This window comes from Microvirga sp. 2MCAF35, assembly GCF_052115545.1.
Lineage (GTDB): Bacteria > Pseudomonadota > Alphaproteobacteria > Rhizobiales > Beijerinckiaceae > Microvirga.
The window spans coordinates 13,851-35,649 of record NZ_JBFRGW010000028.1 but is presented as its reverse complement, the minus strand read 5'-3'; the positions used below and the strand labels follow the sequence as shown (position 1 = coordinate 35,649).

Sequence of the window (21,799 nt, the reverse complement as noted above, 5' to 3'; positions counted from 1 at the left end):
AAACGATGATGCCAATGAGCGTCGTTAGAAGACCACGCAGGGAGCGCCACCCAAAGGAATGAACGCAATCTTGCGGCCTCTGTCCCACAACTCAACCGCATTGCCGTCGGCGTACTCCTTGGCCTTGCTGATCGCCTCCTCGTCGTTTTGGCAGATCAGTGGATGTGCGATCAGAATTCCGCCATTGGGATCGATCACATAGGCTCGGTAAACCGGACGGCTGGTGAGCGAAGCGTCCATGGCAACCCTCGACCACCGACCTACGGTGGAGGTCAACGCTCACGCTTTTAACCCATGTTAATGAAAGGTGACAGGCGCCAAATTGTCTCTGGCGCATCATGCGGATAACGTGGACAGGTTTTCCGAACAAAACGGTGCGCCAGCCAAGAGAAGTGAGCATCGAAAGCAGCACGGACAGAACGACCGCGGGCAGGAGCCCGAAGTTCATGATGATTGAGGCAACCACGAAGACTTCGCCGCCTGAGCAGAAATCGGCTATGGGCTCGGAACGGTAATCGAGACGGCAATGCCGACAATCAGAGGTTTGCCGACGAAGCGTCTGGAGTGAGGCTGGGCCGGAAGCGTAATGTCGACCTTGCCGCGACGGCTGTGCTGCGCCTGCGTGCTGGCTTCAGACCCCGACACTACGATCCGCCGATATGCCAATGCCTCATCATTGTCATTGAACGCGGATGCATCGGAAACGGGGATGACGGGCCCCGAGCATTTCAGTTGAAAAGCGTCGAGCAGATCAATGAAGCGGAACCGTGACCTCATCTCCTTCATCGGACGAAGTCAGGCTCGGAGCATGCCGCATGACGCCGTCCACCCGCATCTGGATCGCATTTCGGCTGAAAGCCAGCCCGGTCGCGAAATCTGCTGCCCCGACGAGAGCCGTCAGGACTAGGACGGCCCGTGCGCCTGCGCTGAGAAGGGAGATAGGACGAGCGACCTTCATGGCTGGCTCCCATCTTGGTTCATGGAACCATATAAGACTGCTTCTGTTACGCCCGAACCACACACCCGTGAAATCGTGTTCCGTTTTGTAACGCTTCGTAATAGCCCTATGGATTGTCAGGCTTGGTTCACCCTGCTGGTCCGATCATCACCCGGCCCGACCTATGATCCTGCGTCGAGAACCTCTCGGAGGGTTCGCGCCAGTTCCCGGGTGCTGTAGGGCTTCTTGAGCCAGCGCGCCTCAGTCGTTTGCCCGCGGAGCACCACATCCGGCTCAGCATAACCTGACGTGAACAGAATCCTGATTTCGGGTCGCCTGATCCGCACGGCCTCGGCCAAGTCCGTCCCAGTCATGCCACCGGGCATCACCATGTCGGTAAACAACAGGTCGATCTCCGGATGAAGGTCGAGCATTGCCAGCGCGGCAGGGCCATTGGCCGCATCCACCACCCGGTAGCCGAGATCCTGCAGACGGGCCGTCGTCATTCGCCGCACCCGGGGTTCGTCCTCGACCAGAAGCACGATCTCGCCCTGCCCATGCAAGGCTTCCACGGGGGTCACGGGCGCGGATTCCTCCACGGCCTCGTCCGGGATCGCCGCACGTGGCAGGTACATCCTGATCGTCGTCCCATGACCGGGCTCGCTGTAGATCGCCACATGGCCGCCCGACTGCTTGACGAAACCGTAGACCATCGACAGGCCAAGCCCGCTTCCAGCCCCCACTTCCTTCGTGGTGAAGAACGGTTCGAATGCGCGCTCCTGTATCTCCGTGGGCATACCAATGCCGGTATCGGTAACGGCTACCAGCACATAGCGGCCGGCTCGGACTTCCGGATGCATCCGGGCATAGTCCGGCTCGAGTTCCGCATTCTCGGCCATGATCGTCAGCCGACCACCGGCAGGCATGGCGTCGCGGGCGTTGAGCGCCAGGTTCAAGATCGCGTTCTGCAGCTGGCTCGGATCGACCAGGACCTGCCAGAGGTCGTTGTCCGAACGGCTCCTCACCTGGATAGTCTCGCCCAGGGTACGCCGCAACAGGGGTGTCATCTCGCCCAGGAGATCTCCGACATCGGTCAGCTTGGGCTGCAGCGGCTGTCGGCGTCCGAAAGCGAGCAGGCGCTCGGTCAGCTGGGCGCCATGCTCGGCCGTCTCTCGGGCCTCTCGCACCAATTCCAGTTCACGGTCGTCCGTCAGCCGCATCTCGAGCATTTCGAGATTGCCGAGAATGACGGTGAGCAGATTGTTGAAGTCGTGCGCGACACCGCCGGTCAGTTGGCCGACAGCCTCCATCCTCTGGGCCTGACGCAGTTCCTGCTCGACTTTCTGGGTTGCGGTGAGATCGCGGACGAAGCCGGTAAACATGTGCTGCCCACCCACCTTCACCTCGCCCACGGCGAGTTCCATCGGAAACACGCTGCCGTCCTTGCGCTGACCGCTGACAACGCGCCCGATGCCGATGATGCGCTTCTCGCCCGTCCGCAGATAGCGCTCCAGGTAGCTGTCATGCGCCTCCCGGTATGGCGATGGCATCAGCATGCTGATGTTTCGCCCGATCACCTCGTCAGGCAGGTACCCGAACAGGGCTGCTGCCGAGCGGCTGAAGGACTCGACGGCTCCCTTTTCGCTGATCGTGATCAGGGCCTCCGGCACTGTTTCCAGAATGGAATGAAGCCGCGCCTCGCGTTCCTGCAGAACGGCCTCTGAATGCTTGCGGGCGGTAATGTCGACGGCGGCGGCAATTGCTCCAACCACGGCGCCCGAGCGGTCCCGCAGCGGCGAGGCATTGTACAGCAGGTCCACACGCCGGTCGTCCTCGAACCGGCACTCCCACTCCTCGTTGCGGACTTCTCCACCTCGGATCGCCCGCCGGAGAGGCGCCTGATCCAACGTGACCTCCGCACCGTTCCGAAAGATGCGGCGACGGGACAATGGTCTCGACTCTCGATCCGACAGGCCAAAGACGAGGGGGAGGTCGAGCAGCTCGGAGGCGAGCCGATTGGCCCTCACCTCGCGCAGGTCGGGATCGTAGGTGAACCAGACCGCCACCGGGGCAGTCTCGATCAGGGCCTCCCACTCCGTCGTCCGCGCCTGCAGGGCCGCCTCGGAAGCCTTGCGTTCCGTCAGGTCGAGCACGAATACCGCGAAGGTATGGCCATTGTTGACCGAAGCCAGTTTCAGGAGAACCGGGATGCGCTTGCCGTCACGAAGATATTCCTTCTCGTACAGGGATGAGACGCCATGAGCCCGGGCCTCGGCGATGGCGCGCTCGTCGGCGGCCAGCCATTCGGGCGGCGTGATCTCGTCCCAGCGCACGCGGCCTGCGCGGAGATCCGCCAGCGAACGGCCGATCAGACCGAGATAGGCCTTGTTGGCCTCTAGCACCCGGCCGTCGGCATCCGACAGGATCGCCCCGATGGGGATCGCCTCGAGCACGGTGCGCAGCCGGGCCTCGCTCGCCCGCTGCACCTCTTCGGCCTGCTTGCGCTCGCTGATATCCTCGACAATGGAAATTCGGTAGGGACGCTCGGGATCGGCCGCCGCCAAGGATGAGCTCACGCGAACCCAGGCGATCGTGCCGTTCTTGCACAGGTAGCGTTTCTCGATCCGATAACTGGGGATCTTGCGCGCCATGAGTTGGGCCACGAGTGCCGACACCTGCTGCCGATCCTCGGGATGTACGATCTCCTCGAAGCGGCGCCCGATCAGCTCGTCCCTGGCATAGCCGAGCAGGGCGCAGACGGCGGCGTTCACGTCGAGCAGGCGACCATTGCTGTCCACCAGTTCGATCCCGACCACCGCTTGGTCGAACACCAGTTGGAAGAGCGAATGATCAGGGCCATCGACCAGATCGTTCGGTGCTCCCGCAGAACCCGATGGATCCTTTTCTTTGACACCATGGCCCATGCAATCCGATCCCTGTCCCGAGCTCCTCGGACCAAATGCGAAACTGCCGTCAGGCCGGACAATCGCCGGCAACTTCACGTCACCCGGGATGTGATTGCTCGATCACCCTCTCCGGGCTGGACTCCAGACTAGAGCATCGTTCGGAAAAGTGGACTTGCGCTTTTGGGACCGGCCCGATGCTCACCCATCGATCACCTCCTGGACAATCAGTGCGGCCACTTGGCCGGCGTCCAGGACGCAGTCTGCGGCTCCGCATCGTCGAACTCGCCGGCGAGGTGCTGCAGATCCGCCATCCGAAGCAGGGTGATCCTGTGGCGCCCATCCAGGGCGAGCAATCCATCGCGCTTGAGTTTCGACAGGATACGGCAGACGGTCTCGATGGTCAGGCCAAGATAATCGGCGATGTCCTGGCGCGTCATCGGCAGCTCGATCGTCACCGGACGCCTCCGGTCGGCTCCTGTCCGGTATGCCGCGGACACCAGGAAATGGGCCGTTCTCTCCTCGGCCCCCAATTGCCCCAGCACGATGATATGCTGTCGGGCATCGCGGATCTCCTCGAAGACCTTCGCCAGGAACAGCGATTGCAATGGCCTGGCCTCCTCGCCCATCGCCCGCAGGCGGGCACGGCTCAGTCGCCGCAGCCGCACAGGCGTAACGGCCTCTGCCGTGTAGCAATGAGTTTCCTCGCAGGAGAGCCCGAGCGTCTCGCCGGCGAACTTGAAACCCACGATCGCCCGTCGCCCGTCGGGCAGAATACGGCACAGGCGCATGCAGCCCTCGACGATCTGGACGATGTCGGACGCCGGATCGCCCTCCCAGAACACTCCTTCCCCAGCGGCGAATTTGTCCGCTGGCTGGCCGGCGAACAGATGCTCCAAGGTCAAATTCTCGGCTGGCATGCCGAACGTCGGGAGGGTTGCGCTTCCAGCTGAAGGAAGGAGATGGGAGGAGTACATGGGATGCTCCGAACACGATCCTGACTGTCGTGACTAAAGCAGTCGAATGTCACACCGGTGCCGTTGTCCTGTGCGATTGTGTGCCGGCCTGTAACGGTTCGTAACAGCATCGCGCCTAGAGAACGGCCCACAACTCGACCGTGGCAATTCAGGAGTATTTCCAGACCTCGGGTTCACGCGATAACGTAACAGGACCAATGTCAGGAGAGACCGAACTCATGGACCTTGGCCGGTGATGACAGAGGCACCGCATATCCTCATCGTCGATGACGATGCCAAAATCCGTCAGATGCTCACCCGCTATCTGACCGGTGAAGGCTTTCAGGTCAGCGCTGCCGCCAACGGCGAGGCCATGCGGGGATGCCTGAACCGTACGCAGATCGATCTGGTGCTTCTGGATCTGGTCCTGCCCGGCGAGGACGGCTTTCAGCTCGCCCGCGATTTGCGGGCACGGCCGGGCGTGGCCAAGACCGGCATCATCATGCTGACAGGTCGGTCCGACATGGTCGACATGGTGGTGGGCCTCGAGGTGGGAGCCGACGATTACATCGCCAAGCCGTTTCAACTGCGCGAGGTCCTGGCCCGGATCAGGAGCGTCCTTCGACGCACCCAACCAGACGTGTCAGTGCAACCGGGCGTCATGGCTCCGCTGGATGCCGGCGAGGTTATCCGGTTCGACGGATGGCGGCTCGATCTGGGACGGCGGGAGCTGAAGGCGCCGGACGGATCCGAGATCGCACTGACCACCGGGGAATTCGAGCTGCTGATGACCTTGGCCCGCCACCCTGGCCGGGTGCTCAACCGCGACCAGCTGATGGACTTGACGCGCGGCCGGCAATGGGAGGCCATCGACCGCTCGATCGACGCCCAGGTGGCGCGCCTGCGGCGCAAGATCGAGCCCGATCCGAAGCATCCCATGCTGGTGAAATCGGTGCGTGGCGTGGGATACGTGTTCACGGGACACGTGCAGTAGAGCGGCTTTGACGCGATGGCTCCCGGACCAATATCCGCGTGTCTGCCAAATGGCTAAGCACCGTCCATGCGGATGATGCGCTCGATGCCATGGAAGACCGTCATGGTGTCGCGGCGGGCGATCCCGATGAGGGTGATGTCGAGATGTCGTGCCCGTTCCAAGGCGAGCGAGGTCGGCGCCGAGATCGAAACGAGAGTCCTCGCTCCGAAGGCGGCAACCTTCTCCACCAGTTCGAAGGAACAGCGGCTCGTGACGACGACGAAACCGCTGTCCGGTGGCGTACCCGCCCGGCATGCTGCGCCGATGAGCTTGTCGAGAGCATTGTGACGGCCGACATCCTCGCGGACGAAGCGGATCGTTCCATCGCGATCGGCCCAGGCGGCCGCATGCACCGCGCGGGTCCGCTCGTTGAGATCCTGCCGGCGATCAAGACCGAGGAGAGCCGAATGGATGGCTGACACCGCGACGACCGGCGCATCGCCTTCGGGCGCTCGGGCCTGAGGCAGGGACTTGAGATCGTCGATGCCGCACAATCCGCAACCCGTTCGCCCCGACAGGGCGCGTTTGCGCGCCAGATGCTCGTGCAGCCTGTCGGGAACCAGATCGATGGCGAGCCGAAGGCCGCGCTCATCCTGCTCCACGCGACTGCCGCGAATGTCCTGCGGATGTGTGATGATGCCCTCGGTCAGGCTGAAGCCCAACGCGAAATCCTCCAGGTCGGACGGCGTCGTCATCATGACGGCGAAGGGTATTCCGCCATAGACGAGATTGACCGGCACCTCCGACGGGATCGCCCGCGTTCCGCAAGACACCCCAGTGCCCTCGAAGGGGATGACTGTGATCGGCGCCTCCAGAGCCGTGGGAAGTGCAGAATCCTCATGGTCCCTGCCGATGGCACTCTCCTGCTTGGCATCTTCAACCGGCGTCATCGGCTCCCCTGCTTTCAAGCGCATTCATCGGCAGCCTCTCCATAGGGGCATTGCGCTTATCGAAACGCAAGATCCTCCTCCTGTCCCGAGGAGCTTGGCTTTCAGAGCAACGCCCCGAAGACCGGCGTGGTTGCCTTGCGGGCCCGAACCTGAAACCATGATTTGAAAATGGGAGGACGACGCTTATGGACACGCAAAACGTTCGGCTCAGCCATTTGTCCCATGGGGGCGGCTGCGGCTGCAAACTGGCGCCGTCCGTCCTCCAGCAACTCCTCTCCGAGCAGCCGGCAGCCGGGCCGTTCCGGCAGCTTCTCGTCGGCACGGAGACGGCGGATGATGCAGCCGTCTGGCAACTGGACGACGAGACCTGCATCATCGCGACCACGGACTTCTTCATGCCGATGGTGGATGATCCGTTTGATTTCGGGCGCATCGCGGCAACCAATGCCATTTCTGACGTCTACGCCATGGGTGGCCGCCCGATCATGGCTCTGGCGATCCTCGGAATGCCGCTGGGCAAGATTGCGCCTGCGACCGTCCGAGAGATTCTGCGGGGCGGTGCTGCGATCTGCGCCGAAGCCGGCATCCCGGTGGCAGGCGGGCACTCCATTGACTGCCCGGAGCCCGTCTATGGGCTTGCCGTGACCGGAACGGCCAAACCCGGCGAGATCCGCCGCAACAGCGGCGCGCAGGCCGGGGACGCGCTGATCCTGACGAAGGCGCTAGGCGTCGGCATCTATTCGGCAGCCTTCAAGAAGGATGCGCTTCCGCCGGACGCTTATGCGGAAATGATCAACTCGGTCACCCTGCTGAACAGGATCGGCGCCGAACTCGCCCGGGACCCCGACATCCATGCCATCACGGATGTCACCGGCTTCGGCATTCTCGGCCACGGCCTCGAAATGGCCCGTGGGTCCGGCCTGACCTTGAGCATCGACCATGCCCGCCTGCCCCTGCTGCAGGAGGCCGCTTCGCTTGCCCGGAAAGGCTATGTGACGGGAGCCTCGACCCGCAATTGGGACAGCTACGCGGACGGCATCCTGTTGCCCGAGAGTCTCGAGCCGTGGCAGAGGCAATTGCTCACGGATCCCCAGACCTCCGGAGGGCTCCTCGTCGCCTGCGCGCCGGAACGGGCAGAGCAGATTCTCAGGCTCATCGTCGAGGCCGGCTATCCATCGGCCCGTATTGTCGGCCATGCGGAAGCAGGATCTCCGCAGGTCAAAGTGATCTAGGGTCCGCCGGAACCCACCGTCCTCCGCCACGTTGCTCAGAGAGCTTAGCCAAGAGGAGCCGGATGCCATGCGTGCCCCCCTGATCCTTGTCGTTGCGGCTGTGGGCTTGTCGACACCGTGCTGGGCGCAGAGCGCAGCACAGAACCCCTGCCCGGAAGAGCCTGCGACCACGGCCGCCACGGCGCCCGATCCGAACAACCAAGCCTCCGGCACCTCACCGGGAACGGCCGGATCGTCCGGCTGGACCGGAGGACTCGGTGGCTCCTTCATCGGCACGACTCCGAAAGGTCCCACCCCGCAATCCCCGTCGGATCATCCCGCGACAGCGAGCGGCCTCGATCCGATGAAAAGCGCCTCTGCGGCTCCCGCCGGGCCGTCCCGCGGGTGCACGCCGTCTCGTTGACGCGACAAAGGCCGGCGACCGCTAATTCCGTCCTCGCGTCAGGCTGCTGGGAGATGTTGGCGGAAGAGAGTGGGAGTCGAACCCACCTAGGACCGGCTCGCGGCCCCACCCGGATTTGAAGTCCGGACGCCCCACCGGGGACGCCTCTCCTCCATGAGCATCATCGAACGGCGGAATCGCACGGAAGAGATCCAGCCGATGAGGATTGATGCGACGAAGATCGCCGCGGCGCAAGGTGACGCCGTGACGATCGAAGAATTCCAGGATCTGGATGGCGACCTTGCGCCCGTTCTGGGCACAGTCTCGGAACTGCGCGGCCGTGAACTGCCCGTCCGCTGCATGAAGAGCGAGTGCCTGGATTATGTCGACCATCTCTGCGATCGTGCTGCGCAGAAAGAAGTGGTCATGGGCGACTTCGTCGACGTGTCCGAGGCGGCTCAGAATCTTGCAGAGGCGTCGGATCTCGTTCTCCGGCACGCCCATCCCATCGGCGATATCCCGCACCCGGGGCGGCCGGAAGCGTTCCTCCCCTGCAAGGAGCGGCTGGATCGCCTCCCATATGCCCTCCTCCCGGCTGTCGAGACGCACCTCGTGACCCGGTAGACGTACCCATGAACCATCGACCTTGATCCGACCATCCGCGACGAGGGACTGCAGCGCAGCGCGGAAAGCCGGTGTCGGCAGGCGCAGCTCGCATTGAAGACGTAGTCGCTCGAAACCCATTCCCTGCAGATCCGGGTTCTCCCCGTGGAATGTGTCAAGAATGCCGACCAAGCCTGCCTCGAAGGCAAGCCAGCGTTCTCTTGCGAGCGCCAGAAGGGCAGTGCCTGCGGCAAGGCGCACGAAGCCGAGCCTGTCGGCCATGCCTGTCGCGGCGCCGAGGGGCAAGGCCCGGTCCCGGGCGAAGGCCACCAGATCGAAGAATCCGGGATGCACCGAAGCCAAGTCCTTCATGGCGATAGCTAGATCGTCCTGTGCCAGAGCCGAGAGATGCGCACGCCGCTCCTCGCCGCGCCTGTGACGGGCAGGCGCGCGTAGATCGATGAAGAACCCGCCTCCGATGGTCCGCTGGGCCGATGTGTCCCGGACCACGAAGCGGTCATGCACGGTAGCAGCAATCGGACGATCGAGGACGAGTTGAACGATGCTTTTCTCGCCCGGTTGTATGGGCTCATCCTGCAGAAGAACGATCCGTGCCCCAACCTCCATGGCCGCATGATGCAAGCGAACGGGAAACCACTGGCCGACAGGTTTCTTCTCGCTCGGAAGGAGCCGCAGGCTCGCATCGATCCGGTCGGTCGGCGCATGAAGTTCAGGTGCGAGCACCATGTCGCCACGGGCAATGCTGTCCTTCGATATGCCCTCGCCTGTGAGATTGAGGGCACAGCGCTGGCCGGCAATGCCGCGCTCCGCGGCCCGGTTCTGCGCATGGATCGAACGGACACGGGCCGTGCGTCCGGACGGGCTGACGATCACCTGATCGCCGATGGAAACCGAGCCGGAGAGAACGGTTCCCGTGACCACCGTGCCGGCACCTGAAAGGACGAAGCTGCGGTCGACCGAAAGGCGAAAGATTCCAGCCTCGTTCCGCTCTCTCCGTGCCGATGCCGCCCGCTGCAAATGCACTTTTAGCGTATCGATCCCTTCACCGGTGACAACGGACACGGGAATGATCGGGCACTCCGCCAAGACCGTGCCTGCCAGGGCATTTCTAATCTGCGCAGTGGCCTCCCCACGGCGCTCCTCGCCGGCAAGATCGACCTTGCTGAGCACGACGACGCCCTGCTCGATTCCCAGGATGTCGATGATCGCCAGATGTTCGAGGGTCTGCGGCTTCACCGCATCGTCCACTGCTACCACGAGCATGATGAAGTCGACGCCGCTGGCACCTGCCACCATGGTGTGGACGAAGCGCTCATGCCCGGGCACGTCGACAAAGCCGATCACGTCACCGGTGCTCTGAGGCCAATAGGCGAAGCCGAGATCGATGGTGATGCCGCGCGCCTTCTCCTCCTTCAGGCGATCCGCGTCGACACCCGTCAGCGCTTTGACGAGCGCCGTTTTGCCATGATCGATGTGGCCTGCCGTGCCGACGATCATGAAGAGGCCTCGAAGCGCAGTGACGTGATATTTTCCCGAAATAGGCCTTCGTCTTCCAGGCACCTGAGATCGAAGACGAGTGCACCCTCGGCAACGCGGCCGATGACGGGCCATGGCAGGCGTCTGAACGCCGCACTCAAAGCTTCGACCGCTCGCCCTCCACCTTTCGGCCGCATGACCAGCCCGAAACTCGGGATCGTGTCGAGGGGAAGCGCGCCAGAACCGATCTGACTTGAGCATGACGCCGCTTCGACGACAGCGCTGCCTTCCAGAATTGCGGCCAGAACGGGCGCAAGACGAATGGCCTGCTTCCGCACGTCTTCCATGCTCCGCGCGAGGAAGCGCATGGTGGGAAGTCTCTGCGCGAGTCGGTCGGGATCGCGATAGAGCCGCAAGGTCGCCTCGCAGGCTGCGAGACGCATCTTGTCCACCCGCAGCGCACGCTTCATGGGGTTACGGTTGATGGCCGCGATGAGATCCTTCCGGCCGACGATGAAACCAGCCTGCGGTCCGCCAAGGAGCTTGTCGCCGGAGAACGTGATGAGATCGGCTCCCTCGTCCACCGCCTCACGGACGGTCGGCTCCTTTCTGAGGCCGAACCGGGACAGATCGGCGAGAGTTCCTGAGCCGAGATCGTTGACGAAGGGCACATTGTGCTGTCGTGCGAGCGTCGCGAGGTCGCGGGCGCCGACCTCTGCGGTGAAGCCTTCTATGCGATAGTTCGAGGTGTGCACCTTCAGGATCAGACCGGTCTCAGGGCTCATCGCATCTGCGTAATCGCGCGGATGGGTCCGGTTGGTCGTACCGACCTCGCGCAGACGCGCTCCAGCTCGCGCCATGATCTCGGGCATGCGGAACGCACCGCCGATTTCGATCAGTTCGCCGCGGGAGACGACGGCCTCCCTGCCTTGCGCAAGGGTGTTGAGGGCAAGAAGCACCGCAGCCGCATTGTTGTTGACGAGGGTCGCGTCCTCCGCGCCCGTCAATTCGCAGATAAGCGCACGGACATGGTCGTCTCTCTCCCCTCTTTTGCCGGTCGCGAGATCGAACTCGAGGGAGACGGCATTTCGCATGGCGACCGTCGCGGCCTTGATGGCCTCTTCCGCCAGAACCGCACGTCCGAGATTGGTGTGGAGCACTGTTCCGGTCAGATTGAAGAGCGGCTTCAGCCGGGGCTCCGCCCGCGCTTCGAGATAGGCCAGGACGGAGGCAGAGATGGCCGCGTCGTCGAACACGGCTCCGGGCTTCATTTCATCCCGCAGAGCCGCAAGGGCCTCGCGAACAGCCCGGGTGGTTTCAGCGCGGCCGTACTTCCCGATGAGGATCGCGACATCCGGCTGGCGCAGCACGCGATCAACCGACGGGAGATGGCGTAGAGGGGAAAGTGCCGTTTCGGCCATTCCTAAAGCCCGAGCAGATAGGGATTGAAACTGCCGCGACGGTATTCACCGTCCTTCAAGAGAAGGTCGAGCCCAAGGCTCGCGATATCGTCTGCGACCGGATCGAGAGCCATGTCCTTCTGCTGGTACAGGATTTTGACATAGCCCCTGCAGGTGTCGCAGCACTCCGCCTTGATCGTCCCGGCCCCACCTTCGATCTCCTGGTAGCCGATCCCTTTTCCTGAGCCGCACAACACGCATTTCACGCGAACGACGTTCCAGAGCGTCCCGCACAGGGAGCAGGAGCAGTAGCGCGTCCCCTCCGCTTCCATCCATCCGACGACGAGGGACGATGTCGGCGCACCACCGCAACAGGGGCATGTGCCGTCGCTGATCCGCGTGAGCTTATCCTTGTCGAGCCTTGCCGCGAGACGGGTGAAATGCACCTGCAATCCCGCCGCCACATAAACGTGCTCGGCAATGGTCTCGGCTGGAATGGAATCCGAGAGGACATGGCGCACCATGTCGCGCGTCTCGTCCGGCGAGGCCGCCTTGACCCGCTCGAGAGCCGCCTGTGCCTCGGCCGGCTTGGCGAGCGAAACGACGGCATCGAACAGGCGGCGCAGGGTTTCGCTTACGGCATCGTCAATATCGGTCTGGTTGCGATCCAGCGGCGGCATGCCGAATTCGCGGGCGCGGTCGAGCGCATCCGGAGGCGGAAGCTCAGGCACGGGCAGACCATCCTGAATGGCGCTCTGGACGGCCGCGATGCCTGCGATGAAACGAAGGTAAGGCGCAAGCTCGCCCGTCTCCGCCAGAACATCGAGCCGCTCCTTTCGCGCCTCGAACAATCGTCGTGGATCGGGCAGCCTGACAAACGGAGGAGCGGGGACGCGGCCGATGGAGGCGGGATTGGGATCGACGGAACCTGGATGTGTCATGCTACCTCACGAACCGCACGGGTTACGTGTCATCATGTGACTACTCGGCAGGCGTAGCCGGCTTCTTCACTCTATGACGCTCGGCCAGTTCCTTCAACCAGAGCCGGTGGTGCTTCCAGGCCCAGCCTCCCGTGACCGAACCGCGCGTCATGGCCCGCAGCGTACCCCGCGCCCAGATCGCCGCATAGACGTGGGCGATCCAGATGCAGATCAGCGCGACGGCTGCGAGGGAGTGGATAAGCACCGCCACGCGCTTCTGTGGGATGGTGGTCCAATCGAAGAAATACTGATCCCAGATCGCGATCCCGGTCAGGATCAAGGCGATGATGAGGAGAGACATGACCCAGAAATTGAACTTCTGGATCGGATTGTACCGCCCGACCGGCGGCACCTTCTCCTCGTCGCCCTTGATCATGTCGCCGGCATGGGCGAGCCATTGCCGATCGGCCCTCTCCGGCAGGTTGGCGCGCCAGAATCGGATGAAGAGACCCGCGAAGCTGAAGAACAGGATGACGCCGATCCAGGGGTGGAGGGCGCGGGCGCTCTGTCCGCCCCCGAACAGGCCCGTCAGGAAGAACAGGGAAGGATGGAAGAAGGCAAGGCCGGACAGAGCAAGAAGAATGAGCGATACCGCCGTGATCCAGTGATTGGCCCGCGCGCCCAGGTTATACCGGTCGACGACGACCGGGTTGCCGGGATGGATCGCATCTTCCTTCTCGATGCTCGTCTGTGCCATCAGGTCTTCTCCCTCACGAGATCCTCGGCCTTCTCCTCATCCTCCCGCGTGACCCGGTTCGGGCTGACCAGCGCCGAATGAAGGACGCCCGCCGCCGCCGCGAGCCCCATGGCGGCGAAGCCGAGATACTTGGCCATGCCCTTCCAGGCATTCACGACGGGGCTGACCCTCGGATCTCTCGGCAGGCCCGCATAGATCTCCGGCTGGTCGTTGTGGTGCAAAACGTACATCACATGCGTCCCGCCGACACCCGGCGGATCGTACAGGCCGGCATTGTCGTAGCCTCGGGACTTGAGGTCCTCAATGCGGCTGTCGGCCAGCTTCTTCATGTCGTCCTTCGTGCCGAAGGTGATCGCATGGGTCGGGCAGGCCTTTGCGCAGGCAGGTCCCTGCCCCACGGCGACGCGGTCGGAACAGAGAGTGCACTTGTAGGCCGTATGGTCGACCTTCGAGATGCGCGGGATGTTGAACGGACATCCCTTGATGCAATAGCCGCAGCCGATGCAGTTCTCGTGCACGAAATCCACGATGCCGTTTGAATACTGCACGATGGCGCCGGGCGCGGGACAGGCCTTCAGGCAGCCCGGGTCCTCGCAATGCATGCAGCCGTCCTTGCGGATCAGCCATTCGAGATTGCCCGTCTGCGGATTATCCCATTCGGTGAACCGCATCAGGGTGAACATGTCGGGCGTTAGATCATGCGGGTTGTCGTAGACGCCCGTGTTGGTCTCGATGGCTGGATTGGTATCGTTCCACTCGATGCAGGCCGACTGGCACGCCTTGCAGCCGATGCATTTCGACACGTCGATGAGCTTCGCGACCGGCTCCAGTTGCCGCGCGGGCGGCGGGACCGTCGAGGCGGAGCGGCGAACGAGATCCCGCTCCGTCAGGTTTGCGTTGGTCGCGGCGACCGGCGGGTTGCTGGTTGCGGTGTGAGGACTTGGTTCCATTCCGCTTCTCCTCAGGCCGTCGCCGGGGCCGTCGTGGGCTCGATATTGACCAGGAACGCCTTGTATTCAGGCGTCTCGATGTTGGCGTCGCCCACGAAGGGCGTGAGGGAATTCGGTCCCCAGCCCTTCCGCGCCTGGCCCATGAAGCCCCAATGCAGCGGAATGCCCACCACATGGACGGGCTTGCCGTCGCAGATGAGAGGCTTGATCCGCTTCGTTACGAGGGCCTTCGCCTTCACCTCGCCGCGCTTGGACCAGACGCGCACCCATGAACCGGCCGCGATGCCCTTTTCCGCCGCGAGCTGCTCGGAGATTTCCACGAAGAATTCCGGCTGAAGCGCCGCGTTCACGCGATTGTGCTTCGTCCAATAGTGGAAATGCTCCGTCAGGCGATAGGAGGTCGCCGCATAGGGGAACTCCTCCGAGGTGGCGAACTGCGCCACGTCGCTCTGGAAGATCCGCGCAACAGGATTGCCCCGGATCTTCGGAGCGATCACGTTGGCGATCGGAGCCTCGAAGGGCTCGTAATGCACCGGGAACGGCCCTTCCCGCATGAGCCCCCGGGCGAAGAGACGCGACACGCCTTCCTGGTTCATGATGAAGGGGCCGACCTCGCCGGGCTTCGCAGTTGGCGCAATGTCGGGAACGTCGTAGCCCGACCATTTCGTTCCGTCCCAGGCGATCAGCTTGCGGGACGGATCCCACGGGTTGCCCTGCAGATCTGCCGAGGCGCGGTTGTAGAGGATGCGCCGGTTGAGCGGCCACGAGAACGACCAGTTGGGATAGGCGCCCGTGTCGTCCGGATCGGTGTTGTCCCGGCGCGCCATGTTGTTGCCGGCCTCGTTGAAGCAGCCGGAATAGATCCAGCAGGCGCAGGCGGTGGTGCCGTCATCGCGCATGACCGAGAAGTTGACGAGCTGCTTGCCCTTCTCAAGCACGACCTTGGTCGGGTCCGCTGGATCGGTGAGGGTCTCGACTGCGTAGCCGTTGAGCTCCTTGGCGAGTTCTTCCGGGGAAGGCTCGTCCGGATCCTGGTAGTTCCAGGTGAGGTTGAGGATCGGATCTGGGAAGGCCCCCCCCTCATTCTCATAGAGCGCCCGCAGCCGCCGATGGATCTGCGCCATGATCCACGTGTCGTGCTTCGCCTCGCCGGGAGGGCTGCCGCCCGCCCAGTGCCATTGCAGCCAACGGCCTGAATTGACGAGCGCGCCATCATCCTCCGCAAAGCAGGTGGATGGGAGCTGGAACACCTCCGTCTGAATCGACGCGGGGTTCACGTTGTTGTACTCGCCGTGGTTCTCCCAGAACCGAGACGTTTCCGTCTCCAGGGGATCCATGGTCACGAGCCATTTCAATCTTGACAGCGACTCCGTGATCTTCTGGCGGTTCGGGAAGGCCAGAAGCGGGTTGAAGCCCTGGCAGAAGTATCCGTTCACCTTCCCCTGGTGCATCATCTCGAAGGTGCGCAGCACGTCATAGGCCGGCACGTCGAGCTTGGGCAGGTACTGGTAAGCGAATTCGTTCTGCGCCGTCGCCGCCTCACCCCACATGACCTTCTGGAAACTGACGAAGAACTTCTTGTAGTTCTGCCAGTAGCTGGTCTGGTTCGGCCGCAGCGGCTTGAACGCCCGGCTCGACATGTAGGTTGTGAAATCGGTCTCCCGCTCCACCGGAATGTTCAGGTAGCCCGGCAGGAGGTTCGACATCAGGCCGATATCGGTCAGGCCCTGAATGTTCGAGTGCCCGCGCAGAGCATTCATGCCGCCGCCGCGCACGCCGATATTGCCAAGGATGAGCTGCAGCATCGCCATGGATCGGATATTCTGCGATCCCTTGGAATGCTGCGTCCAGCCGAGCGCATACATCGACGTCATGGTCTTGGTCGGCGACGAGCACTCGGAGATCATCTGCGCCACCTTCAAGAACTTGTCCTTGGGCGTTCCGCAGATGCGCTCGACCATGTCGGGCGTGTAGGTCGCCACATGGGTCTTGAGCAGGTTCCAGACGCAGCGTGGATTCTGCAGCGTGTCGTCCACCACGGCAAAGCCGTCCGGCCCGATCTCGTACTCCCAAGTCGAGCGGTCGTAATCGCGCTTGTTCTCGTCGTAGCCCGTGAACAGGCCATCGTTGTAGGTGAAGCCCTCCTTCACGATATAGGCCGCGTTGGTGAAGGCCTTTACGTATTCCCACTGAACCTTGTCGTTCTGGATGCAGTAATTGATCACGCCGAGCAGGAACGCGATGTCGGTCCCCTGCCGGATGGGTGCATAGAAATCGGACACCGAGGCCGAGCGCGTGTAACGCGGATCGACGACGATCAGCTTCGCGCCACGATTGGCCTTCGCTTCCGTGACCCATTTGAATCCGCACGGATGCGCTTCAGCGGCATTGCCGCCCATGATGACGACGAGATCCGTGTTCCGGATATCCGTCCAAGAATTGGTCATCGCGCCACGACCGAAAGTTGGGCCCAGACTGGACACCGTGGGGCCGTGTCAAACGCGTGCCTGATTATCGAATGCGACTATCCCTGTGCTGCGGACGACCTTGTAAGTCAGCCAAGCGGTTTCGTTCGTCGTCGCCGATGCAGCCAGGAAACCGACCGTCGTCCAACGATTGACCGGAACGCCGGCTGCGTTCGCGGCGATGAAATTCGCGTCACGGTCTTCCTTCAGCAGCTTGGCGATGCGGTCGAGCGCCTGATCCCATGAGACCCGCTCGAACCTGTCGGAACCCGGCTTGCGGACCATCGGGTATTTCAGCCGGGTCTCCGCCTTCACGAAGTCCTTGAGCGCCGCACCTTTCGGGCAGAGAGTGCCACGGTTGGTCGGGTGATCGGCGTCGCCTTCGATATGGACGATCTCGGCCGTCTCGCCTTTCCGAAGGTCCCCCTTCGAATACATGATGATGCCGCAGGCCACGGAGCAATACGGGCAGGTATTGCGCGTCTCCATCGTGTTCGTCAGCTTGAAGGGCCGGATGGCCGCGGCCTGCGCCGCCTCAAGATCCGCGAACCCGAAGGCTCCCATCGTGGTCCCGGCAACACCCACGCCTGCAGCCTTGAGGAAGCCGCGTCGTGAGAGTTCCATGTTCATGGTCACCCTCCCTGTGATTTCGCACTGCAACAACTTCTTCGCTTTAAAGTAGGTTAGTTTCGAACATTTCTAGTGTCAAACGATGCAAGCTCGAGCTGAGCCTTACGTGCGACGCGTACGGCTTGCTTATGAAACATCGGATTGAGATAGCCGTTGAGGTCGCAGCCGTTGCTTGCTCGTCGGAGAGTGCGTCGATGGACGCAGCCCCGAGTATCGGCGTCGGCGGAAAAACCGGATCCACTTTTCCGCACGATGCGCTAGAGAAGCTCACGCTACATCCGAACAGGGGTTAGGATACTCGAGAATGGGATCCAGGGGCTGGGCGGCCTTCCGCAATACGGATTTTCGATTGTTCTGCGCGGCCCGGTTTGCCATGGCGCTTGCCGTTCAGGTCCAAACCGTTGCCGTCGCATGGCTCGTCTACGACTTCAGCGGCTCTGCGCTGAACCTCGGCCTTGTCGGGCTCGCGTCGTTCCTGCCCACGATGGCCCTCGTGCTCGTCACCGGCCTTGTCGCAGACCGGTACAGCCGGCGATGGATCCTTCTTCTGGTCTTCTCGGCGATGACCCTGACCTCCCTCGGCCTGCTTGTGCAGGTGCACGCGGGCGTGCCGAGCCTCTGGCCGATTTACGGCCTTCTGGTGGCCTTCGGCGCCGCCCGGGCCTTCGGCAACCCTGCCGCTCAGGCGATCGTCCCGGCCCTGGTGCCAACGGGCGACTTGGCGAACGCGATCGCCTGGAACTCCTCCGTCATGCAGGTGGCCACCATCAGCGGCCCGGCGGTCGGAGGCATCCTCTACGCCGTTCATCCGACGGCACCATTCCTGGGATCGGCTGTCTGTTTCGGGCTGGCCGCCCTCCTCATTGCCGCCTTGCGCCTGCGGCCCGCCGAGGTCAAACGGGAGCCCGTGACCTGGTCGCGCCTCGTCGCAGGCCTCGTCTTCCTGCGGGCGAAGCCGCTTCTGCTCGGAGCGATCTCCCTGGACCTGTTCGCCGTCCTTCTCGGAGGTGCGACGGCCCTGATGCCGATCTTTGCCCGCGACGTGTTCCACGTCGGGCCATGGGGTCTCGGCCTCCTGCGTTCCATGCCGGCCGTCGGAGCCGTCACCATGGCGGTCGTTCTGGCCCACTCGTCCCTTCTCGGCCGCCGTGCCGGTCTGCGCATGCTGCAGGCTGTCGGTATTTTCGGACTAGCCACCATAGGCTTCGGATTATCGACAAGCTTTGGTCTGACACTCATGCTGCTCGCCATCCTCGGCGCAGCCGACATGGTCAGCGTTGTCGTCCGTCAGACCCTCGTTCAGGCGGAGACGCCGGACGAGTTGCGGGGACGCGTGGCAGCAGTGAACACGGTGTTCATCGGCGCCTCCAATGAACTCGGCGAGTTCGAGTCAGGGACGCTGGCATGGTTCGTCGGGGCTCCCGCAGCCGTCGTGATCGGTGGCCTCGGGACCTTGACGCTCGCGGTTCTATGGAGATTCTGGTTCCCCGACCTTGCTCATCGGGATCAGCTCGTCCGTAACGAAGTGACGAGAAGCGCCGAACCTCAAAAAGCATAGTGTTTCGGAGCCGATGGCCGATGAGAGTTCGCGCATGACGGCGCCCTCTCTCACGAACTTGCCGGCACGGCGCTCTTCGATGGCACAGGGACCTGCCCCGGTCGGCAAAGCGGGATATCGACGACGATGCGGCAGCGCCCATTGCTCTCGATCTCGACGCTCGTTCCGTACTCCGCCAGGATGTCTTCCACGATCCCGAGGCCGAGCCCACTCGAGTCCGGATCGGAACCACCCGGCATACCGCGCTCAGGTCGTCCCCCGCGAGCATCGCCGGAGAATCCTGGTCCGTCATCTTCGACGCTGATCCGAGCCTTGTCGCCCAACCTGCCGATGTGGACCACGACCCGGGTCTTCGCCCACTTTCGGGCATTGTCGAGCAGATTGCCCATGACCTCGCCGAAGTCATGAGGATCCATGTCGATGGCCAAGCCCGCAGGAATATCGGTGTCCCAGACCAACCGCTCGCCTCTGGGCATGTGCTGCATCAGTCTCAGGAGGCGAGCGACCGTCTCGTCCACTTGCGTATAGGCCCCGCAGCCCACCGATGCGCCGCTGGTGCGGGCCCGTGCGACCTCGCGCTCGACATGCGTGTAGATCAGTTGCAGCTGTTCCTGCATGCATCCTGCGGCATCATGCAGGCCCGCCTGCTCGAGCCGCCTCACTTCTCCTCGGAGGATCGTCAACGGTGTCTTCAGACCGTGCGCCAGCGCGCCGGCACGATCACGGGCTTTACGGACAAGGTCATCCTGCCGATCGAGGAGCTTGTTGATACTCTCGACGAGCGGCTCCACCTCATCGGGGAAACGTTGCGTCATGCGCCGGATCTGGCCGGTCTGAACGGCACTCAGCTCATGCCCTATGGCCCGCAATGGGCGCAGGCCCAGCGAGAGCTGAAGCCAGGCGAAGAGCACGAGCGCCGCGGCAATGGGGATGAGGACCCGTGTAACGTCCCATCCGAAGGCCTGACGCAGCTCGACCACCTGTCCGTGATCGAGAGCGACGGACAAGTTGACACGACGAGGCCCCTGTTCGCCATCGACCGTGACCTCCCGTTCGATCACGTAGAGTTCCGAGCCATCGGGTCCGCCCATCTCGAAGGCCCTGTCGCGATCAGCACCTTCACGCGGTCCGGCCAGGGGAAGCTCCTTGTCCCAGAGGGAACGTGACCGCATGATCGGGCGTCCGCCCTCAGAGACCTGCCAATAGGCTCCGCCATACGGTTGGTGATAGCGCGGGTCCGTCAGCTTCTGGCCAATCCCGGCTTCTCCCTCCGTGCCGAAGGCCGTGGCAAGCTCGGTCCAATGGATATTGAGATCCTGCTCCACGTAACGGAGCACCTGCCGCTCGAAGAACACGACGAGAGAGGCTCCCGCCACCGCAATCGTCACGACGATGGATGTGACGGCGACGACCAGCAGCCGCAGACGGATGGAATTGCATATCATGGCGCAGGTGTCTCCATGATGTAGCCGTGGCCGCGCCGGGTTCCGATCGTATCGGATCCGATCTTGCGCCGCAGACGGGCTACGAGAGCTTCGACTGCATTGCTTTCCGGCTCGTCCGAGCCGTAGACGTGCTCGACGAGTTCGCTCTGAGCGACGACACGATCCCGGTTGTGAGCCAGATATCGGAGCAGGCGAAACTCGAGGGGCGACAGCTCGATGGCTCTGCCGTTGAGCATGACCCGCAGCTGCCGCGTATCAATGCGCAGGGCACCGATCTCGATGAGCGGAGTGACATGACGCCCGACCCGCCGCAGCAGCGCGGCCAATCGGGCGAGCAGCTCCTCCATTTCAAAGGGCTTGGTCAGATAATCGTCGGCTCCGGCGTCGATGCCCTCGACCCTTTGCAGCCAGGAGCCCCGGGCCGTCAGTACGAGGATCGGAATGGTGCTGGCTTCGTCCCGCAGCCGCCGCACGACGGACAGACCGTCGAGCTTCGGCAATCCCAGGTCCAGGATGAGTGCATCGTAATCCTCGGTCGAAGCGCGAAACCAGCCCTCCTCCCCATCCCGTACGGCATCCACCACGTATCCGGTCCCGGCCAATGCATGCTGGACATCACGGGCGATGGCCGGCTCATCCTCGACGAGAAGAACCCTCATTAGCGCCTCCGGATCTGTAGGATCTGACTGTTGCGGGCATCGACGACGACCTCCTGATAACGCCGATCCCGGGTGAGAATGAGAAATTCATAGCGCCACTGGCCGCTCCAGGATTGCCGCAGGTCGACCTCCAGGACCTGCCCGGGAACAGCTCGCGAGACAGCCGGCAGCACCGCACTCAGGGCAAGCGCCCAGCCCTGGGAGACGGCCTCTCGGGCATTCTCGGAGGAGGTTCTGCCCCAGCCGCGCCGGGTAGGCTCGTCCTCGTCCCCGCCGCGCCCCCGGCCTCGTCCACGTCCCCCATCATCGCCGCCCCGGCCCCTGCCCTGGCCACCGTCATCGCCGCCTCGGCCGTTTCCGCCATCATCCCCGCCCCCTCGGCCGCTGTTGTCTCCACCGCCATGGCCGCCACCGCCATCGCCACCTCCTCCACCCCCACCTCCACCTCCACCATCTCCATCCTTGGCGAGGACCGTGGCGGGCCAGGAGCTCCCCAGGGTGGTGGAAGCCAGCGTGGCCGTGAGGAGAACTATAAACTGACGTCGGATCATGAAATCTTCCCAAGCGATCCAGCATAGCACG

At 63.3% G+C, this 21,799-nt stretch carries 18 protein-coding genes, 1 tRNA gene and 1 pseudogene; 4 read left to right on the top strand and 16 right to left on the bottom strand.

Features of this window, described 5'->3' with window-relative positions:
- Positions 1-24: 24 nt before the first annotated feature.
- The 5 genes from AB4097_RS14800 to AB4097_RS14780 form a co-directional block, all read right to left on the bottom strand.
- Positions 25-240, bottom strand: coding sequence for a hypothetical protein (locus tag AB4097_RS14800; RefSeq protein WP_442040825.1), 216 nt, complete (start codon positions 238-240; stop codon positions 25-27).
- 255 nt (positions 241-495) lie between these two features.
- A complete protein-coding gene (locus tag AB4097_RS14795) occupies positions 496-777 on the bottom strand; it encodes a hypothetical protein (protein WP_442040823.1) in 282 nt (93 codons plus the stop codon).
- Positions 752-958 (bottom strand): hypothetical protein, encoded by a 207-nt coding sequence (locus AB4097_RS14790; RefSeq protein ID WP_442040821.1) that lies wholly within the window; start codon positions 956-958, stop codon positions 752-754. The genes AB4097_RS14795 and AB4097_RS14790 overlap by 26 nt, the downstream gene beginning before the upstream one ends.
- A gap of 161 nt (positions 959-1,119) precedes the next feature.
- Complete coding sequence (locus AB4097_RS14785; protein ID WP_442040819.1) at positions 1,120-3,861, bottom strand: PAS domain S-box protein; 2,742 nt, start codon at positions 3,859-3,861, stop codon at positions 1,120-1,122.
- Between the two features lie 206 nt (positions 3,862-4,067).
- Complete coding sequence (locus AB4097_RS14780) at positions 4,068-4,760, bottom strand: helix-turn-helix domain-containing protein (RefSeq protein ID WP_442040817.1); 693 nt, start codon at positions 4,758-4,760, stop codon at positions 4,068-4,070.
- A 292-nt stretch (positions 4,761-5,052) separates the two neighbouring features.
- Here AB4097_RS14780 and AB4097_RS14775 point away from each other — a divergent pair, with 292 nt between their 5' ends.
- Positions 5,053-5,790 (top strand): response regulator, encoded by a 738-nt coding sequence (locus AB4097_RS14775; protein WP_442040815.1) that lies wholly within the window; start codon positions 5,053-5,055, stop codon positions 5,788-5,790.
- 53 nt (positions 5,791-5,843) lie between these two features.
- Here AB4097_RS14775 and fdhD read toward each other — a convergent pair whose 3' ends face one another.
- Positions 5,844-6,719, bottom strand: a complete 876-nt coding sequence (fdhD, locus tag AB4097_RS14770; protein WP_442040813.1) for a formate dehydrogenase accessory sulfurtransferase FdhD — start codon at positions 6,717-6,719, stop codon at positions 5,844-5,846.
- Between the two features lie 185 nt (positions 6,720-6,904).
- On the opposite strand from fdhD, the gene selD reads away from it, so the two are divergent.
- Together selD and AB4097_RS14760 are read left to right on the top strand one after the other, a co-directional pair.
- Entirely contained in the window at positions 6,905-7,951 is a 1,047-nt protein-coding gene (selD, locus tag AB4097_RS14765; protein ID WP_442040811.1) for a selenide, water dikinase SelD, read from the top strand.
- A 67-nt stretch (positions 7,952-8,018) separates the two neighbouring features.
- The gene (locus AB4097_RS14760) at positions 8,019-8,354 is read left to right on the top strand and encodes a hypothetical protein (RefSeq protein WP_442040809.1); all 336 of its coding nucleotides are present in this window, start codon (positions 8,019-8,021) and stop codon (positions 8,352-8,354) included.
- Positions 8,355-8,411: 57 nt separating this feature from the next.
- Here AB4097_RS14760 and AB4097_RS14755 read toward each other — a convergent pair.
- The 7 genes and pseudogenes from AB4097_RS14755 to fdnG form a co-directional block, all read right to left on the bottom strand.
- Positions 8,412-8,507, bottom strand: a tRNA-Sec gene (locus AB4097_RS14755).
- A 117-nt stretch (positions 8,508-8,624) separates the two neighbouring features.
- Positions 8,625-10,454: pseudogene (gene selB, locus AB4097_RS14750) on the bottom strand (selenocysteine-specific translation elongation factor); the annotation flags it as partial.
- Entirely contained in the window at positions 10,451-11,854 is a 1,404-nt protein-coding gene (selA, locus tag AB4097_RS14745) for an L-seryl-tRNA(Sec) selenium transferase (RefSeq protein ID WP_442040807.1), read from the bottom strand. The pseudogene selB and the gene selA, both read right to left, overlap by 4 nt.
- A gap of 2 nt (positions 11,855-11,856) precedes the next feature.
- Entirely contained in the window at positions 11,857-12,774 is a 918-nt protein-coding gene (fdhE, locus tag AB4097_RS14740) for a formate dehydrogenase accessory protein FdhE (protein WP_442040805.1), read from the bottom strand.
- A gap of 40 nt (positions 12,775-12,814) precedes the next feature.
- Complete coding sequence (locus AB4097_RS14735; RefSeq protein ID WP_442040803.1) at positions 12,815-13,510, bottom strand: formate dehydrogenase subunit gamma; 696 nt, start codon at positions 13,508-13,510, stop codon at positions 12,815-12,817.
- Positions 13,510-14,460: a formate dehydrogenase subunit beta gene (fdxH, locus tag AB4097_RS14730; RefSeq protein ID WP_442040801.1), complete on the bottom strand. Its 951-nt coding sequence runs from the start codon at positions 14,458-14,460 to the stop codon at positions 13,510-13,512. The genes AB4097_RS14735 and fdxH overlap by 1 nt, the downstream gene beginning before the upstream one ends.
- Positions 14,461-14,471: 11 nt before the next feature.
- Complete coding sequence (fdnG, locus tag AB4097_RS14725) at positions 14,472-17,555, bottom strand: formate dehydrogenase-N subunit alpha (RefSeq protein ID WP_442040799.1); 3,084 nt, start codon at positions 17,553-17,555, stop codon at positions 14,472-14,474.
- 304 nt (positions 17,556-17,859) lie between these two features.
- On the opposite strand from fdnG, the gene AB4097_RS14720 reads away from it, so the two are divergent.
- Positions 17,860-19,113, top strand: coding sequence for an MFS transporter (locus AB4097_RS14720; protein ID WP_442040797.1), 1,254 nt, complete (start codon positions 17,860-17,862; stop codon positions 19,111-19,113).
- 50 nt (positions 19,114-19,163) lie between these two features.
- Here the strand turns inward: AB4097_RS14720 and AB4097_RS14715 are convergent, their stop codons facing one another.
- The 3 genes from AB4097_RS14715 to AB4097_RS14705 are packed head-to-tail and all read right to left on the bottom strand — an operon-like array spanning position 19,164 to position 21,768.
- Positions 19,164-20,558: an ATP-binding protein gene (locus AB4097_RS14715; protein WP_442040795.1), complete on the bottom strand. Its 1,395-nt coding sequence runs from the start codon at positions 20,556-20,558 to the stop codon at positions 19,164-19,166.
- Complete coding sequence (locus AB4097_RS14710) at positions 20,555-21,217, bottom strand: response regulator transcription factor (RefSeq protein ID WP_442040793.1); 663 nt, start codon at positions 21,215-21,217, stop codon at positions 20,555-20,557. Before AB4097_RS14710 ends, AB4097_RS14715 begins: the two co-directional genes overlap by 4 nt.
- Positions 21,217-21,768 (bottom strand): PepSY domain-containing protein, encoded by a 552-nt coding sequence (locus AB4097_RS14705; protein ID WP_442040791.1) that lies wholly within the window; start codon positions 21,766-21,768, stop codon positions 21,217-21,219. Before AB4097_RS14705 ends, AB4097_RS14710 begins: the two co-directional genes overlap by 1 nt.
- Between the last annotated feature and the right edge of the window lie 31 nt (positions 21,769-21,799).